The sequence below is a fragment of the Staphylococcus cohnii subsp. cohnii genome (genome assembly GCF_002902365.1).
Lineage (GTDB): Bacteria > Bacillota > Bacilli > Staphylococcales > Staphylococcaceae > Staphylococcus > Staphylococcus cohnii.
Map to the genome: position 1 here is coordinate 26504 of NZ_PPQC01000053.1, position 18359 is coordinate 44862.

At 31.0% G+C, this 18359-nt stretch carries 18 protein-coding genes and 1 pseudogene; 8 read left to right on the plus strand and 11 right to left on the minus strand.

Annotated features, from left to right (window positions below; translation table 11 throughout):
- The 3 genes from CD032_RS13505 to rpsN all read right to left on the minus strand — a co-directional run.
- On the minus strand, positions 1-594 hold a 594-nt coding region (locus CD032_RS13505; protein ID WP_258026255.1), incomplete at its 3' end, for a CAP-associated domain-containing protein.
- A 20-nt stretch (positions 595-614) separates the two neighbouring features.
- Entirely contained in the window at positions 615-1592 is a 978-nt protein-coding gene (guaC, locus tag CD032_RS09800; RefSeq protein WP_103211457.1) for a GMP reductase, read from the minus strand.
- Positions 1593-1783: 191 nt separating this feature from the next.
- Complete coding sequence (gene rpsN, locus CD032_RS09805; protein ID WP_019467805.1) at positions 1784-2053, minus strand: 30S ribosomal protein S14; 270 nt, start codon at positions 2051-2053, stop codon at positions 1784-1786.
- Between the two features lie 225 nt (positions 2054-2278).
- Here rpsN and rpmG point away from each other — a divergent pair, with 225 nt between their 5' ends.
- Positions 2279-2428, plus strand: coding sequence for a 50S ribosomal protein L33 (gene rpmG / locus CD032_RS09810; protein WP_017724369.1), 150 nt, complete (start codon positions 2279-2281; stop codon positions 2426-2428).
- Between the two features lie 400 nt (positions 2429-2828).
- On the plus strand, positions 2829-3077 hold the full coding sequence (locus CD032_RS09815; RefSeq protein ID WP_019467806.1) for a hypothetical protein: 249 nt from the start codon (positions 2829-2831) through the stop codon (positions 3075-3077).
- Between the two features lie 332 nt (positions 3078-3409).
- On the opposite strand, the gene CD032_RS09820 is transcribed toward CD032_RS09815, so the two are convergent.
- Positions 3410-4897, minus strand: coding sequence for a catalase (locus CD032_RS09820; RefSeq protein ID WP_019467807.1), 1488 nt, complete (start codon positions 4895-4897; stop codon positions 3410-3412).
- A 223-nt stretch (positions 4898-5120) separates the two neighbouring features.
- Between CD032_RS09820 and CD032_RS09825 the strand changes: the two genes are divergently transcribed.
- Together CD032_RS09825 and CD032_RS09830 are read left to right on the plus strand one after the other, a co-directional pair.
- Complete coding sequence (locus tag CD032_RS09825; protein WP_019467808.1) at positions 5121-6566, plus strand: amino acid permease; 1446 nt, start codon at positions 5121-5123, stop codon at positions 6564-6566.
- A 204-nt stretch (positions 6567-6770) separates the two neighbouring features.
- Positions 6771-7085 carry a hypothetical protein gene (locus CD032_RS09830; RefSeq protein WP_019467809.1) on the plus strand — a complete coding sequence of 105 codons (315 nt, stop codon included), beginning with the start codon at positions 6771-6773 and terminating at the stop codon, positions 7083-7085.
- A gap of 213 nt (positions 7086-7298) precedes the next feature.
- Here the strand turns inward: CD032_RS09830 and CD032_RS09835 are convergent, their stop codons facing one another.
- Positions 7299-7700, minus strand: a complete 402-nt coding sequence (locus CD032_RS09835; RefSeq protein WP_019467810.1) for an Lrp/AsnC family transcriptional regulator — start codon at positions 7698-7700, stop codon at positions 7299-7301.
- Between the two features lie 118 nt (positions 7701-7818).
- On the opposite strand from CD032_RS09835, the pseudogene CD032_RS09840 reads away from it, so the two are divergent.
- Both CD032_RS09840 and CD032_RS09845 read left to right on the plus strand, forming a co-directional pair.
- A pseudogene (locus CD032_RS09840) lies at positions 7819-8580 on the plus strand (MBL fold metallo-hydrolase).
- 20 nt (positions 8581-8600) lie between these two features.
- The gene (locus CD032_RS09845; RefSeq protein WP_019467812.1) at positions 8601-9746 is read left to right on the plus strand and encodes an MFS transporter; all 1146 of its coding nucleotides are present in this window, start codon (positions 8601-8603) and stop codon (positions 9744-9746) included.
- A 325-nt stretch (positions 9747-10071) separates the two neighbouring features.
- Here CD032_RS09845 and CD032_RS09850 read toward each other — a convergent pair whose 3' ends face one another.
- From CD032_RS09850 to CD032_RS09865, 4 genes are read right to left on the minus strand one after another with little or no spacing between them, the layout of a single operon-like run.
- A complete protein-coding gene (locus CD032_RS09850) occupies positions 10072-10875 on the minus strand; it encodes a Cof-type HAD-IIB family hydrolase (protein ID WP_019467813.1) in 804 nt (267 codons plus the stop codon).
- A gap of 53 nt (positions 10876-10928) precedes the next feature.
- Positions 10929-11840 (minus strand): homoserine kinase, encoded by a 912-nt coding sequence (thrB, locus tag CD032_RS09855; RefSeq protein WP_040030117.1) that lies wholly within the window; start codon positions 11838-11840, stop codon positions 10929-10931.
- A 1-nt stretch (position 11841) separates the two neighbouring features.
- A complete protein-coding gene (gene thrC, locus CD032_RS09860; RefSeq protein WP_019467815.1) occupies positions 11842-12903 on the minus strand; it encodes a threonine synthase in 1062 nt (353 codons plus the stop codon).
- A 5-nt stretch (positions 12904-12908) separates the two neighbouring features.
- Positions 12909-14192, minus strand: coding sequence for a homoserine dehydrogenase (locus tag CD032_RS09865; RefSeq protein ID WP_040030116.1), 1284 nt, complete (start codon positions 14190-14192; stop codon positions 12909-12911).
- A gap of 192 nt (positions 14193-14384) precedes the next feature.
- On the opposite strand from CD032_RS09865, the gene CD032_RS09870 reads away from it, so the two are divergent.
- Positions 14385-15752, plus strand: coding sequence for an aspartate kinase (locus CD032_RS09870; protein ID WP_019467817.1), 1368 nt, complete (start codon positions 14385-14387; stop codon positions 15750-15752).
- 95 nt (positions 15753-15847) lie between these two features.
- Here CD032_RS09870 and CD032_RS09875 read toward each other — a convergent pair whose 3' ends face one another.
- Positions 15848-16441: a hypothetical protein gene (locus tag CD032_RS09875; protein WP_019467818.1), complete on the minus strand. Its 594-nt coding sequence runs from the start codon at positions 16439-16441 to the stop codon at positions 15848-15850.
- 111 nt (positions 16442-16552) lie between these two features.
- Positions 16553-16999, minus strand: a complete 447-nt coding sequence (locus CD032_RS09880; protein ID WP_230620695.1) for a sugar phosphate isomerase family — start codon at positions 16997-16999, stop codon at positions 16553-16555.
- A 282-nt stretch (positions 17000-17281) separates the two neighbouring features.
- On the opposite strand from CD032_RS09880, the gene CD032_RS09885 reads away from it, so the two are divergent.
- The gene (locus CD032_RS09885) at positions 17282-18145 is read left to right on the plus strand and encodes a hypothetical protein (protein ID WP_040030115.1); all 864 of its coding nucleotides are present in this window, start codon (positions 17282-17284) and stop codon (positions 18143-18145) included.
- Positions 18146-18359: the final 214 nt, after the last annotated feature.

Below are 18359 nucleotides of genomic sequence, written 5' to 3' on the forward strand. Positions count from 1 at the left end.
ATTCTCCATTTTTTCACTTACTAATAGTAGCGCAGTGAGATTGTTGTCATTATGCTTATCATAAAAAGCTGTCGTGTAAATATTGTCTTTTTTAAAATTATCAAATTCATTGTCGCGAACGTCAATACTCATATGACCTTTACGTTTTGTAGTTATCGGATCACCTAATCGTTCTCTAACTATATCTTTAGGAGTACTATATTTAATTTTAGATTTTGAAGAAATAACATTTTGATTACTGTATAGTCCGTTCACTTTACCTTTAATATAACTTACCATAATAAAACTTCTATAATTCTCCGAATAATACGCATACCATTGTGTACCATATTCATTTGAAGTAACACGTTTTGCTTTACCTAGTTTACTTTCAACTTTAGCCTTCGACATATTCATTTGAATATTATTCAAAGCAAATTCTTGCTCATCAGGTACTTTCAAAGCATTTTGAGTTTGTGACTGTTCAGATGATGACCAACTATCTACTTTTGCTTTAAATTGTTGTTGTAAATTTTCTAAAGGTGTAAATTCTTTGATTGGAACAATTAAAACGATACAAAGAAGTACAATTACATATAATAAAAATCGTTTAATTTTTTACACCTACTAGTTTATTAATCTCTGTCTCCATTAAAAATGGAGTTTCTTACTATAACATAATCTACTTTAGTCAATGAATTTAATTCATCGCCACCCGCATATGAAATAGAACTTTGTAAATCTTGTTGCATTTCAATTAATGTATCTTTCAATAAACCTTTATGTTCAACAAACATTTTTTTACCTTCAACGTTTTTGTGTTCACCTTTTTGGAACTCAGATGCACTGCCAAAATATTCTTTATACATCTTTCCATCTAATTCAACAGTTTCACCAGGAGATTCTTCATGTGCTGCAAATAATGAGCCAACCATAACCATTGATGCACCAAAACGAATTGATTTAGCAATATCACCGTGCGTTCTGATACCTCCATCAGCTATGATTGGTTTTCTTGCAGCTTTACTACAATGGTTCAACGCTGCTAATTGCCAACCACCTGTGCCAAATCCAGTTTTAATTTTTGTAATACAAACGCGACCTGGTCCAATTCCAACCTTAGTTGCATCTGCACCAGCATTTTCTAATTCACGGACACCTTCTGGCGTTCCAACATTACCTGCAATAACAAATGCTTCAGGTATATGGTTTTTAATATGTTTAATCATATTAATAACGGCATCAGAATGCCCATGTGCGATATCAATTGTAATATACTCCGGAATTACATTATCCTGTGCTAATTTTTCCACAAAATCAAATTCACGGTCTTTAATACCAACTGAAATTGAAGCAAATAACCCTTTATCATGCATTTTCTTTACAAATGGTATACGTGCTTCTTCATCGAATCTATGCATGATATAGAAGTAATCATTTTCAGCGAACCATTCTGCTAATGTTTCATTCATTACTGTTTGCATATTTGCAGGCACCACTGGCAATTTAAATGATTTTGGACCAAATTTCACAGTAGTATCACATTCTGAACGGCTATTAACAATACATTTATTTGGAATAAGCTGTATATCTTCGTAATCAAATATCTTCATAATTAAATAAACCCCTAACATTTATTAATAAAATAGTATTTAAAGGTAAGATTTTCAAATAAAATTCATAACTCTAAATAGAAATACTTAAACATACGATAGTTATTTCCGAACAATGACATTTTATTTATCTTTACCAATAGTTAATATACATGCTTTTTCCCTAATTGTAAATGAACTAAAGTCTTAAATTACCAACTTGATTTTTTCACGCCAGGAATTTGTCCTTTATGTGCATGTTCTCTAAACGCTATACGTGACATTTCAAATTTTCTTAGCACACCTCTTGGACGACCAGTTACTTTACATCTACGTGTCAGTCTTGTTGGTGAAGCATCTCTTGGTAATTTTCTTAATGCTTCATAATCACCTTTTTCTTTTAACGTTTTTCTTAATTCATAATATTGTGCTACTAAGCGTTCTCTTTTTTGTTCCTTAGCAATTTTGGATTTTTTTGCCATAATGTTCTCTCCTTTTGCAAATCGTAATTATTACGTTTTATATAATAACACATTCTCTTTATTTATCAAACTGAAAATATTTATATTATTAACATTCACATAATGGCTAGAAATTTAAGTTTAATTAACTACACACTTTTCAACGATCAATCTTATTGAAATTAATGAAAGAATATGATAATATTTTAAAACGTAATGATTCCTGTTAAGAAAGAGGTGTTAACTTTGCGCGTAAATATAACATTAGCTTGTACTGAATGTGGTGATCGTAACTATATTAGCACTAAAAACAAGCGTAATAATCCAGAACGAATTGAACTTAAAAAATTCTGTCCACGATTAAATAAATACACTTTACATCGTGAAACAAAATAATTCTGTGCTTTCATTATCTTTTTTATACGACATTCAAACTAATTATCTGGGATATAAACGTCTCGGACTTAGTATTTACGTCAATTCTATTTCTTTACTATAGAATTGACGTTTTTTATATTTTTTTATGGTAAAAAAACGCTGACATATATCACATTTGTAAGAAAATGATAAGTTTATTATTTTGATTATGGCCTCTTTGTACCATTTTAAGATTTAAAACCTTTACATGCACAAAAATATTATAGTTTATTTCAAATTATAATTTATTCACCAAAATTAATAGTTATTTAACAATAAAGTACTTAATTAACACTTTTAAATAGGTATAGAGACTACTAATAAAGGTTGTTAAGCCTTATAATAGATAGAGTATATTAAAGATGTGGAGGCGTATCATATGGAAAATCGTCATATTACAAATGAACAAAAAAGGCACATTATAGATTCAATAACGGAGAAAACAAAAGATAAAAGTATATGTAACTGCGGACATCCAAATATTGAAATATTAGACGGACATTATTTCCTACCATTGTTAACTGCTTCTTTAGGCAATGACCCGACACCTATGATAACTTTATTATGTAATCATTGCGGTAAAATGCATTTCTATTCACAAAATTTCTTAGGTATCAAAACTCGATAATTATTTTTTAGCGATTGTGAAATAAATAACTGTTCATCATTCAGTCGCATCATATGATGAGAGCGATAGTTAACAACCTTTAAAAACCTACAAAGCCTGACTTTGTAGGTTTTTATATGTGGAAAATTAATAAAAGCAAAGCAATACTTACAACAAAGACTTGGTATAATTAAATATAAAAACGGATGATTTTTACTTTATATCGTAAAAATCATCCGCTAAAAATTATACACAAACTACATATACCTCGAATATTTTGCATAAATTAATTATTTTATAAAATTCCTTATACCATTGAAACTTAAATATTCATGTATAATAAGATGCATTTATTAATCTGCAATTTCTAAATCTACATCATTAATGTCAATGCCTAGTGCTTTCGCAACACCTTTACCATATTCGCTATCCGCTTTATAACAGTGACGAATATGACGATGTTGTACTTCTAAAGTAGTGCCTTGCATTTCATTAGCTGTATTTTCAAAAATACGTTCTTGTTGTTCTTTTGATTGTAATCTGAATAAACGACCTGGTTGTTCGAAGTAGTTATCATCATCTTCTCTTAAATCATATTCATATGCTTCACCTTCAATTTTTAGACCAGGTTTTTTAAATTCAGGTTGATCTTCAAATGAGCCATCACTATTAGGATAGTAATGAGTACTGCCACCTTGATTATTATCAATAATTCTCATTTGGCCATCACGGCTGAATGGGCAAATATTTTCCATACCTACACCTTTAGGTTGGTTAACTGGGATTTGCCAATGGTTCACACCTAATCTATAACGTTGTGCATCACCATATGAGAAAAGTCTACCTTGTAGCATTCTGTCTGGAGAGAAATCTATACCAGGTACAATATTTGTTGGCGCGAAAGCAGCTTGTTCAACATCTTGGAAATAGTTGTCTGGATTACGATTTAATTCAAACTCTCCAACTTCTATTAATGGATAGTCTCCTTTATACCAAACTTTTGTTAAATCAAACGGATTATCTTTATGGTTACGCGCTTGTTCTTCAGTCATAACTTGAATATACATTTTCCATTTTGGATAGTCTTTATTTTCAATTGCTTCAAATAAATCACGTTGTGATGATTCTCTGTCTTCAGCAATTACGCTAGCTGCTTCATCAGGTTGTAAATTTTCAATACCTTGTTGCGTTCTGTGGTGGAATTTCACCCAAACACGTTCACCTTTATCATTGTACATAGAATACGTATGGGAGCCAAATCCGTGCATGTTTCTAAAGCCCTTAGGAATACCACGGTCTGACATTAAAATTGTTACTTGGTGCAATGCTTCAGGTAAAGATGTCCAGAAATCCCAGTTGTTTTGTGCACTTCTCATATTTGTTCTTGGATCACGCTTCACTGCGTGGTTTAAACTTGCAAATAATTTTGGATCTCTAAAGAAGAACACTGGTGTATTGTTTCCTACTAAATCCCAGTTCCCTTCATCTGTATAAAATTTCAATGCAAATCCACGAATATCACGTTCAGCATCAGCTGCACCTCTTTCACCTGCTACTGTTGAAAAACGTGCAAACATTTCTGTTTGTTTACCTACTTCAGAAAAAATGCTTGCTGAAGTATATTGTGTAATATCATTTGTAACTGTAAATGTACCAAATGCACCTGAACCTTTTGCATGCATACGTCTTTCAGGAATAACTTCTCTATCAAAATGAGCCATTTGCTCTAAAAAGTACCAATCTTGCATTAATAATGGTCCTCTAGGGCCTGCTGTCATACTATTTTCTCTATCTGAAATTGGTGCGCCAAATAGGCTCGTCAACTTTTTCTTGTTACTCATAATATTTCCCCCGCTTTTTCTTATTAATAATAATTATTACCTAGTATTTATTTTAATCTATAATATTTGTAAAAGCAACTCACAATACATCTATAAAATAACAATTTTCAAAATATTTGAATATTTTATGGCTTTAAAGTCATAAAAAGCATTGCTCTTAAATCATAAAACCATTAAAATGGAGAATATATTTAAAATTCAATAGACTATAGGAGACTGTATTATGGCACAAAACAATATGAACCGTGGTCTTAATTCTAGACACATTTCTATGATAGCAATTGGTGGTGCAATTGGCACAGGCTTGTTTGTAGCTACTGGAAGTGTAATATCACAAGCAGGACCAGGTGGTGCAATATTAGCTTACTTAATTATTGGCGTGATGTTATATTTCTTAATGTCTTCAATCGGTGAACTTGCCACCTTTTATCCGGTTTCAGGTTCTTTTAGTTCTTATTCAACCCGTTTTGTTGATAGTTCCCTAGGTTTCACCATGGGATGGCTATATTGGGCAATTTGGCTACTAGTAACCAGCGTTGATATTATTATTTCTTCAAGTGTAATTTATTATTGGGATTTCTTCCAATTTTTCAGTCCAGTTACTTGGAGTATTATCTTCCTTGCCATACTTTTCTTACTTAATATTTTCTCTGTAAAAGCTTTCGGTGAAACAGAATTTTGGTTATCACTTATCAAAGTTGCAACAATAATTATTTTCATCGTAATTGGTGTATTGACGATTATTGGAATCTTAGGTGGGAAGACATATGGTCTAGGTAACTACGTAACAGGAGAAGCTCCTTTTGTAGGAGGCATCTCTGGCTTCCTAGGTGTCTTGCTCGTCGCTGGATTCTCTGTCGGCGGTACCGAAGTGGTAGCCGTAACAGCTGGAGAATCATCAAATCCAAGTCATTCAATGCCAAAAGCAATTAAACAAGTGTTTTGGAGAATATTATTGTTCTATGTTTTATCAATTGCTGTTATTTCAGCTATTATTCCTTACACAGACCCACTGTTATTAAACAAAAGTGAATCTGTATCACAGAGTCCTTTTACAATCGTATTTGATCGTGTAGGTATTGCCTTTGCCGCTTCGGTTATTAATGCTGTTATTTTAACTTCATTATTATCTGCTGCGAATTCAGGCATTTATACTACAAGTAGAATGCTTTTCTCAATGGCAGAAGATAAACAAGCACCTAAATTTTTGAGTAAATTAAATAAAACTACAAAGTTACCTTTAGTGTCATTGTTCGTAACTTTTATTATTGTTTTATTTATAATTATAATTGCTCAGTTTAAATCAGATATCGTCTTTTCACTATTAAATATTATTGGTTCTTTAGTCATCGTTGTTTGGGCTTCTAGTATCGTAGCGCAAATCAGACTGCGTTCAGCGATTAAAAAACAAAATTTGAATCCTGATGAAGTACTACCTTATAAAGCGCCCTTCTATCCTTTAGGACCAATCATAGTCATCATTGCATTACTATTCTTATTCATAGGTAATTCAATTGGTGCGATTTTATCTGGTGACATGAGCGTTTTAATTAGAAACCTATCGCCGATGGTAATTTTAGCTATCATTTACTTTGTTCATAAATTAATACGACAAACTAAAATTGTTAAACTCAAAGACATTGATTTAAAAGAACATGATTATAATTAATGAATTGCACTGTAAAAGTATTTCAAGATTACTTTTACAGTGCTTTTTTTAATGTTGCAAACCTTACATTTATTTATTACCTACTTGTTCAAAAATAAACCTCAACCATGAGAATTTATAATAATTAAAAGCATATCATATTTTCAGATATCCAAAACTAAGGTATAATGAAGTTAATAATTTAATGACTTAGAGGTGGAAATTATGATTGGACAAACAAACCTATTTGACGATATTTTAGAAACTGACGAGCGTTTCGTTATTGTTGTACAATCACTTGAAGAAAGACATGATCAATTAATCAAACGCACATTAAGAGAGTATCCAAGTTTAGATCATTCACAAATGGAAAGTCTTTTTAGCCATCTTAAAGAATTATTTTCAGAAGAAGAATTTGAAGAAAATCAGTCAGCATTTTCAATCACAGTTTATACTAATTTAAACTATGCTGCAGATAATGTTTATGCTCATGTTAAAAGACATCGAGGCAAAAATGAATGGACTCATACTGCTAAATAGACAATTAATTGCACGTATGACATAAAAATATCTAATACACAAAACGGGGTAACAGAATCACATTTTTCATGTAGATTTCGCTACCCCGTTTTTATTTATTTACAAAGAATTGAATATAAATACTACAAAATTAAAGAAGTTTCAATATAACTTAATATTAAATGAGAGTCATGTCACTTTTATTTGCTGCGTTTAGTAAAAAGATTGGTATTTCTATATTGCCATTAGAACATTATAGTTTGCATGATTATTTAATCGTGTAAGAAATGCATTTAAATAATCATTATTTGGAAAACGGCACTCTAAAAGATAGCATGGATCTCCTATAACTTTATAGTTATTCATAACAAAAATGCTTTCTTTCTGAATGAAATCAAGATATGAATTATGAGAAATTTTATGAGTATAAATATTAATAAATACATGAACTTTACAGTTTAGTGCATCTTGGTTTAAAGCGATCGTGTATCCAGTAATTACATTATCATCCTCTAATTTCTTCACTCTATTTGTTGCTGCTTGACCAGTTAGATTTACTTTTTCTCCTAATTTCTTCATTGAAATTTTACTATTATTTTTTAACTCACTTATTATTTTTTTATCTAATTCATCCATTTTTATCACCCACTTTCAATTTTCAAGTATTTAGTTAAAAACGCTTTGAAATTTATATTTAAATAGGTAGATTGTCTAATTAAAATAAATATATACAAAAAATTTGGAGGAAATATTTATGAACATAACACATATAAGAAATGCTACAAGCATCATTGAGTATGCAGACAAAAAGTTTTTAATCGATCCGATGTTAGGCGAAAAAGGATCTTTTGCAAGTTTTCCTGATGCTCCAGGGGAAGAGTTAGAGAACCCTCTTGTCGACTTACCTATGTCTCTAGAAGACATAATTAAAGATATTGACGCGATTATTTTAACACATCTGCATATTGATCATTTTGATGAAAAAGCCCAAAAACATTTACCAAAAGACATCAAGGTATTTGTACAAGACAAAAACGACGCAGAAGAAGTTAAATGTGTTGGTTTTAAAGATGTAGAAATATTAAGTGAGTATACAACGTTTCAAGATATTAAACTAATAAAAACACCTGGTGAACATGGTAGAGGTGAAATATTAGAAATTATTGGTTCTGTATGTGGCGTTATTTTTGATCATCCTAAAGAACAAAGACTATATATTGCAGGAGATACTGTATGGTATAGCGAGATTAAAAATGTAATAAAATACTATGAGCCTGAAGTTATCATTGTTAACGGTGGTGACAACCAATTTTATGAAGGTAGCTCATTAATTATGAATGAGTATGATGTATATAAAGTAGCAAAAGAAGCATCTAATTCCAAAATTATTGTAGTGCATATGGAAGCAGTAACTCATTAGAATTTATCTAGAAAAAGATTAAACCAATTTGTAAATGAAAAAGGATTAGGAGATCAAGTATTAATCCCAGATGACGGTGATAGTTACCATATGTAGATATGTAGAAAGGAACTATTATGAATAACAAAATATGGTCTAAAGATTTTGTAATATATTCTATCATTAACTTTTTATTAATACTCGTATATTTTTTACTAAATTCTACTATAACTAATTATGCTCAAACTGAATATAATTCATCTAGTTTAATGATGGGCTTTATAGCAAGTGTATTCATAGTGGGGGCATTAATTGGTAGAGTTCTTACTGGATTTATTAAAATAACGAAAAAAATATTCATCTTAAATATGGCGATTTATTTCGTATCAATTATTTTATATTTTATAAACTTAGGCGAATATTTTTTAGTATTTGTTCGATTAGTAAATGGGCTATCTGCAGGTATCACTACAACAATAGTGGGTACTATTGTTGCTTTAGTCATCCCCCAATCGCGTAAAGGTGAAGGAATTAGCTATTTTGCATTAAGTACTGCACTCGCTACAGGATTTGGTCCATTTATTGGAATATCTTTAACACAGAATTCTAATTTAATGAATATTTTTTATGCCAGTTTGATCTTTGCAATATTAAGTTTGCTAATGTCATTTTTAATCAAAGTACCTTATAACGAAAATAAAAAAGAAATATCTGTGAAAAACTTAATGAATAAATCTACGATACCAATTGGACTTATTATATTTTTAAGTGCATTTTCCTTTTCAGGTATAGTCTCGTACATTAATCTGTACGCAATCCAAATTGATTTGGTAAAAGCAGCAAGTTTCTTCTTCATAATATATACAGCTTCAGTATTAGCATCTAGACCATTCACAGGAAAGATTGCTGATATTTATGGAGCAAATAAAATTATGTATCCAGCCCTTATATTCTTTTTTGTTGGCTTACTTTTACTAAGTATCAGTAATGATGACTGGATGATGTTATTGTCAGGACTATTTATTGGGCTTGGTTTTGGTAACATTTCCTCAATCACTCAAACAATTGCGGTCAGTGGAGCTAAACCAGAAAATGTAGGATTAGCTACTTCAACATTTATGATTTTTATGGATCTTGGAAATGGATTAGGACCCTATATATTAGGAATTGGAATCCCAATTTTAGGTTATGCGGGAATATATAAAATCCTTGCGGTTATTATTCTATTAGCACTTATTTTATATTACTTTTTACATGGAAAGAATAGTAAAAAAATCATATAATATTTTGAATGTTAAATTAAGTATTAAAAACGTTGACTTGTAAGTTTTATAAATCATTTATTAAACATAAATTTGACATTTTCTGTCAATATTAGCTTTTATCATTGTACTGAAAGATATATAAATAAATTGAACACTTTCGCTTTGATTTCTATGTAGTCTTATTTAAACTTTATGATTGTTGCCAATGCTTATAAAATATAATATTGATATAAAAAAAAGCCCCAAAAAGATTTCTTTCTAATAAAATCCTTTTGGGGCAAAATTTTAGGATTTGAACCCTATTATTAACATATTAATCTTTGATTATCTTACGATTTGTCATTTATTTTAATAATTTATTCAAACTGTGTGGTATGCCATCATTATCATTTGTTAAAGTAACTTCATCAGCAACAGCTTTGACATCATCATTTGCATTGCCCATAGCAACAGCTTTACCAACTACTTTTAACATCGATATATCATTTGAACTATCACCGAAACCAATAACTTGAGATAATTTTATATCTAATTTTTGACACAATTCAGTGATAGCATTTCCTTTAGATACACCCTGCGCCATAAATTCTAAGAAAAACGGTTTACTTGTAGTAACGTCAATATTTTCATTAAAATGACCGTCTAAATCATTTCTTATACTTGTAATATTTGGGACGTAATCAATCCCCATAACTTTAGGTACGTCCTCTTGAATATATGCTTTTAAATCATCCACTTGTTTCATTGGCAAGCCTGTGAGTTCTGATTCTATATTCATATATTCATGTTCGCCTTCATATACGATATAACCATCTTGGTAAGTCAAAACAAACAATTTTTGATCCCTACAAAAGTCTACAATACTATCAAAATCAGACTTCGACACAGTGCGACTCACTTCCACTTTTTCATCAGAAACTTTAACTGTTTTTCCACCATTATAACTTATGACATAACTGTCATGTTGGTCTAATTTCAAATGTTTTGCTGTAGGCATCATACCATTTGTTGGTCTACCCGAAGCGAGTACAACTTTATAACCTTGCGCTTGTATATCTATTAAATATTGGGCTGTTTCAACACTAACTTTGTTATCTGAAGTCATTAATGTATCATCCATATCCATCACTATTAATTTATATCCCATCTTGCTATCTCCTTTCAACCTCTACAAGACTATATTATAACAAATAAATCAAACTAATATACTATTTCAGATTCCACTCCTGTAATATTAACTGTAACGAGTTCAGATCGACAATTCGTAAATTCACGTTTAAGTTCTCTCACTAATTCGCCGCTTCGTTCAGGTGCTATCAAGGTTAAAACAGTTGGACCTGCACCACTAATAACTGTAGCATAAGATTTATATTGTTTTGCAATTTGTTTAATGGTTTGAAATTCTGGGATTAGATGTTGTCGATATGGTTCATGAAAACCGTCTTGTTCCATCATCTTGCCAGCAAGTTCATAATTTTGTTGTATTAAAGCACTAATCATTGTATTACTGATAGCACTATTTCTAACAGCATTTTTATGTGAAAATGTTTCCGGAAGCACATTCCTTGAAAGCGTCGTACTTAATTCATTTGATGGTATTGTTATGATAATATCAGCTTTGGGTGGATCAATATATGATACATCCGTCACTTTTGTTTCAGGATCGTAGTATCCTAAGACAAGCCCCCCGTAAATTGTAGGTGCTACATTGTCAGGATGTCCTTCAAATTCAGTTGCCAATTGCAATAATTCATATTTAGAAAGCTCTATATCACCAAAATAATTAGCTATGTATAATCCCCCTACTAGTGCAGAAGCAGAGGAGCCTAAGCCTCTAGCTAGTGGGATTTCACTTCTCATTTCTATAGATAAAGACGGTAAAGTCACGTCATATTTATTAGCCACTTGTTGTGCAATTTGATAAATATAGTGCGATTCGTCTGTAGGTAATGATTCAACATTTGGCCCAATATGTTGAAAAGTCCATCTATCACTATGGTTAATTCGCACATCAAGATATAAAAATTTATTTAAAGCCATTCCAATAGAATCAAATCCGACACCTAAATTAGCAGTAGATGCCGGTATTTTTAAATGTAAACGTACACTCATGCTAAAGTGCTCCTTTAATATATTCTAAAATGCTTTCTCGATCATTTGGTAGTGGCTTAATTGGATTATCTAATAATGAGATAGCTGTATCTGGATCTTTTAAACCATTACCAGTCAACACTGACACGACGCGTTTACCTTTTGGTAACTTACCAGCACGGTGTAACTTAATTAAACCAGCAATAGAAGCATTGCTTGCAGGTTCACTAAATATACCTTCTTTTCGCGCCATCAGTTGATATGCTTCTAAAATTTCTTCATCTGTTACACTATCAATGAGACCTTCTGATTCTTTTAAGGCACGATTAGCTTTATCCCAACTTGCAGGGTTACCAATTCTAATTGCAGTAGCTACTGTATCTGGATTCTTCACTACTTTATTTTGAACGATTGGGGACGCACCTGCAGCTTGGAACCCATATAAATTAGGAAGTTGAGTACCATTTGCGTCATGATACTCTTTAAATCCTTTCCAATATGCTGAAATATTACCAGCATTGCCAACCGGAATTGATAATATATCTGGTGCTTGGCCATTCAATTGTTGAATCACTTCAAAAGCACTTGTTTTTTGACCTTCAATACGATAAGGATTAACTGAGTTCACAAGCGCAATTTCACCATTTTTAGCCACTTCTTGTACAATTTCAAGTGCTTCATCAAAATTTCCTTCTATAGAAACAATTTCTGCACCGTACATAACTGCTTGCGACAATTTCCCTAAAGCAATTTTCCCTTCTGGAATAACTACTATCGCTTTTAAACCTGCTCTCGCAGCATACGCTGCTGCGGAAGCTGAAGTGTTACCAGTGGAAGCACAAATCACTATTTTCTTGCCTTCTTCTTTAGCTTTAGCCATTGCCATTACCATACCTCTATCTTTAAATGAACCTGTTGGATTTGCACCTTCGTATTTAACATGTAATTCAATTCCAAGCATTTCAGACATGTTCTCACAGTATATCAAAGGCGTATGGCCTTCATTTAAACTTACTTTAGGTGTATCAGCTGTTACTGGTAAATATTCCTTAAATTCTTCTACAAGCCCTTGCCAATTTTTCATAAACATTAAACTCCTTCAACTGGGTAAATTTTCTGTACAACATAACCTGATTCTTGAATTGTTTCTATCGGAGATTCATCAATTCCTATGATAACTACACCAGCAGTATGTGCATCACGTTCAGTAACTGCTAGTGATTTATGAACAGGCAATTCGCCTTTCAATAAAGTTTCAACTTTGTTTACATCTTCTCCATCTGTTTGAACCACGACATAATAGCTTTCTTTCCCTTTGATAACAATCGTCTCTTCTTCTTCGTTCATCATTTCTTTGGTTTCTTCAGTTTTTAATTCAAAATGCGGTGGTAGCGTATGCAAATTAGTATCAAAATTAAATGTAACATTTAATAAATCACTTACAACGGCACTCCCTGTAGCTAAACTACCTGCACCTTTACCATAAAACATTGTTTCTCCAACAGCATCACCTATAACATAAATCGCGTTAAATTCATCTTCTACTGATGCTAACTGGTGGCTTTTATCAATCAAGGTTGGAGCGACTGATGCATTGACTTGAGCATTTTCATATGTACCTTTACCAATCAGCTTAATTTTATAGCCAAGTTTATCAGCTACTTTAATATCTGATAGTGTGACATCGCTAATACCATATTTATCAACTTCATCTAAATTGATCACCTGATTAAATGATAAATACGACGTAATAACAACTTTTCGTGCTGCATCAATACCTTCAACATCATCAGTTGGATCTGCTTCAGCAAACCCTAGACGTTGTGCTTCTGCCAACGCTTCTTCAAAAGATGTTTCTTCTTGTGTCATCTTACTTAATATAAAGTTAGATGTGCCATTTAAAATCCCCATAAACTTACTTATATTATTGGCGTTTAAACCGTTATTTATAGCATTAACAATCGGAATACCACCTGCGACGCTAGCTTCATATTTTAAAGCAACGTCATTTTCTTGCGCTAAATGTTCTAGCTCTCTTAAGTTTTCAGCTAAAAGATCTTTGTTTGCAGTAATCACGTGTTTTTTCTCACTCAATGCGCGTTTTAACCATTCTACTGTGGGCTCAACTCCACCAAGCACTTCGACTATGATATCAATTGTTTCATCATCAAAAATATCTTCTATATTCTCTGTTAAATTATATTTAGATGTATTAATAGGACGTTTTCTAGACTTGTCACGTACTAATATATGTCTGATATTAATATCTTTATTCATTGTTTCTCTAATTTGTTCTCTATTTTCTTCTATTATTTTTACTACACCAGAACCTACAGTTCCTAAACCAAGTAGTGCTACATTTAATTCTTTCATGTCTTCATTCCTCCGTTTGTTTATCTAAAAAATACAATTGTACAGTTGAAAAATACTTGAATATGGTATAGTATAAATTCATTCATTATTTTTGTAAAGTCTATGAATATTTAAAACGTATATTTATATTATCACTCCTGTGATAAAAACTAAACTAAATTTTCTGATTTTTTAGAAAGGTTGTATAACATTATGAAAGTAACTAAATTCGGAGGAAGTTCTGTTTCAAATGCAGAGCAAATTAAAAAGGTATTAGACATTGTTAATTCAGATGAAGCTCGAAAAATCGTAGTCGTATCAGCACCAGGAAAGCGAAATAAAGATGATATAAAAACTACTGATTTATTAATTCGACTTTACGAAAAAGTGATAGAACGATTAGACTACAATTCTAAAAAAGAAGAAATCATTCAGCGTTACAGAGATATTATTGACGAACTCAACATGAGTGATGCACTTTTAAAAACAATTGATGAAACTTTAGAAAGTTACATAGCTACATTGAGCGAAAAGCCATCCAGACTCCTAGATGCTTTACTTTCATGTGGCGAGAATTTTAACGCTCAAATTATTGCAGAATATAATAACAGCCAAGGTATTCCGACGCGTTATATTTCTCCTGGAGAGGCTGGTATTACTGTTACAGATTTACCTCAAAATGCTCAAATCTTAGATCAATCTTATGAAGCACTTTATAACTTAAGGTCATTTGAAGAAAAATTAATCATTCCTGGTTTTTTCGGTATTTCTAGACAAAATTACGTGGTCACATTCCCACGTGGTGGCTCAGATATAACAGGAGCTATTGTAGCAAGAGGTGTAAGAGCAGATTTATATGAAAACTTTACAGATGTTTCTGGCATTTTTAGAGCTAATCCTTCTATTGTTAAAAATCCTGAAGTCATAAATGAAATTACATATCGCGAAATGCGTGAATTATCTTACGCTGGCTTTGGCGTATTCCATGATGAAGCTTTACAACCGTTACACAAAGACAGAATTCCTGTCGTAATAAAAAACACAAATAGACCTGATGATATAGGAACTTATATTAGACATGATAGAGAAATTGACTCAAATAGTATTGTAAGTGGCATTAGTTGTGACAAAGATTTCACAGTATTAAATATTAAAAAGTACCTTATGAATAGACAAGTTGGTTTCACACGTAAAATACTAGCGGTACTAGAAGACTATAATATTTCATTTGATCATATGCCATCAGGTATAGATAATATTAGTATCATCATGCGCTCTAAAGAGATACAAAACAAAGAGGAACAAGTACTTAATGATATACGTAAAAATTGTGATGTAGATGAATTAAGCATTGAACATGATTTAGCAATACTAATGGTGGTTGGTGAAGGCATGCATAGAATCGTTGGTACTGCTAGCACAATTACACATGCACTTGCAGAATCAAACATAAACCTGAAAATGATGAACCAAGGCGCTTCTGAAATTTCTATGATGTTTGGAATCGACGTTGCAGATGCAGAGAAAGCAGTTAATGCTACTTATGAATATTGTTATACAAAAAATTGTTTGAATATTTAAACAATAATCACTAATTATTTATCGATATAAAACCCTTCAAATCGTATAGATTCATTTGAAAGTGAATGAATACTAATGAATGATTTGAAGGGTTTTTAAATTGCTTTTTTTTCTGAAATAAGTGCTTGATTAATACGTTCATCTCCGACAACCAAACGTAAAATAACAAATTGATAATAACTTAATGAATCGATAACACTTCTATAATTTGGTAATTGATGATAATCGATGGGATCCAATAACTCATACATTAATACAATTTCAGGTTTAATATAATCTACATCCCATTTGATAGAATGAAAATAAATATGCTTTTCGGGTAAGCGAATATTGTGATTCCACCTGAACATCCATTCATCATCTTCAACATCATAAACAATAATTGTCATTATTAACTCATCATTTATATAAATATTTGCATGTGTGACATCTGCAAATTCTAACTTTGTAAAATCAGTAGTTGTATTTTTACCATCATGTAAAACAATCGTATTGCTTTTAGGTATAAACTTTAAAACTTCACCAAGATATTTTCTTTCGACACTAATATCTACCTTATCGTCTAAATTAAACTCATCATGTAGAAAAAGTTGTTTTGCGACTTCACCATTATATTTAAACAGTTCAGGTACATTTTCAGTTAAATTTTTTACAACTGCTTTAATATTTTTATCATTACTAACTGGCAAATCTGTACCCCCTATCAAAAGTAAGCGTTTCCATTAATAATCATTATATTATTTGTTACTACTTTTTTCAATGTGAAAAGCACAAAAATGTGAATTTAAACACATTTTAATTTAAAATTCGCCAATATAACTGTAATCCTGTCGACGATGATGTTTCAAAATCGCCGGTCTGTTAACAATTAATAATTTTTCTGAACGATTGTATAAAGCTAACTGAATTTCAGCAATTTCTGGTAATGTTTGATACAATACTTTATCTGCCATATAAGGCGCAGTTGCAAAATAATAGCGAATGCGATATCTCTCAAATGTTTGGATAACATCGGCACCAGTGATAATATGTAGTGCATTGTCTACCTTTCCATTTGGCATTATAATATTAAAATCAGTGTATCTTGCAACATATTTTATGATATCAGTTGAAAAAGAAATCACTGAAATTTTAAATTTAGCTTCATATAGTTCGTCAATTATATGATAAGTAACTGGGTGGTTATCAAATGCAATAACATCTTCAATATTTATGTTTTCTATTATATAGTTGATATATTTTTTCATAGTAGTCAAATCAATGTCCTCCAAACAGACTTTTCTATGGTAAGTATAGTAGATAATATATGTATTACCCAATTAAGCACTAATTAAATGGATATATCATTTTTTAATTCAATAATTTTTATAACAAATCATATCATTCATTTATATATTAAGTAGGAATTGCTTATAATTTAAAAATATGATTATACTAATATTAACCCTATTAGTTAATTGTATTTGTACTAATATAAATAAAAGAGTAAAATATAGTTTATTAAAAATATTAAGATTAGGATGATACCAATGTTTTTCCCGATTATTTTAGCAATAATTATTGTAATACTATTATTAATTATTATTATTGAAAGAAGAGTGATGAATCATAAGCTTGAGACTGAATCATATGCAAAAGATCAGTTAATAAATAAAATTAGTATCGTCACGCGTGAAAACACATATTTAAAAAATCAAATGCTTGAAAAAAATGTTAATAATGATACACACCATCATGGATTAAGAAAAGCCAAACAGGATTTAAATGACATATTAAATCAATATCAAAGTGAAGGTTCAATTTCATTTTTTGATATAATAACAACTGGAAATTTAGCTGTTAAACATCCTTTGTTTGAATATGCTAGAGCTTTCGATTACATTGTTATTACTGAAAAAGGCTTATTTAATATTAATGTAAAAAACTGGAAGCAAAAAACATTTTACCACTTCACAGTTGACCCAACAAATGACACACAAAATAGTGGCGATGACACTGTAAATCAAACAGTTGGCCGTTATATTGCAAATCAATTCCATAGTCAATTCCAATCTACACGACCTACAACATACACATTTGTAGAGAGAATTAGAAATAATTCTATTATTTATGACTTTTATAATTATGATCCATATGAACAGTCTTCAAAAAATGCCAAAGCATTGGAAGATAGAATTACAGACCAATTGCATCATAGAATTCAAAATATTGGTTTAGTTTACTTTACAGATGGCAGTGTAAATTTAATTGATGGACCTACAGAAAGACAGGATTTTGTAGAAACAGTTTCATCTAAATCTTCTCTAAAAGAAGTAATTGGTGAAACGATTATAAATGCTCAAGAATCATTAACTGAGTCACAGTACAATGAATTACTTGCACATTTCCACTAATTAAACATTAATAAAAACTACATTAACGATTTTCAACATACCGTCGCTTCTGATAATACTATAAGTAAGAGATTACAGACTCAGATTAAATAAACCAAATACTCAGACAAACAAGTACGGTCAAAATTGTAAGATGTAAACATAAAGGAGAGCTTAACCACTTATGAACTGCACCCTGTCAAGTAGACAGTGAAAAAAACAAAATGTTTATGGC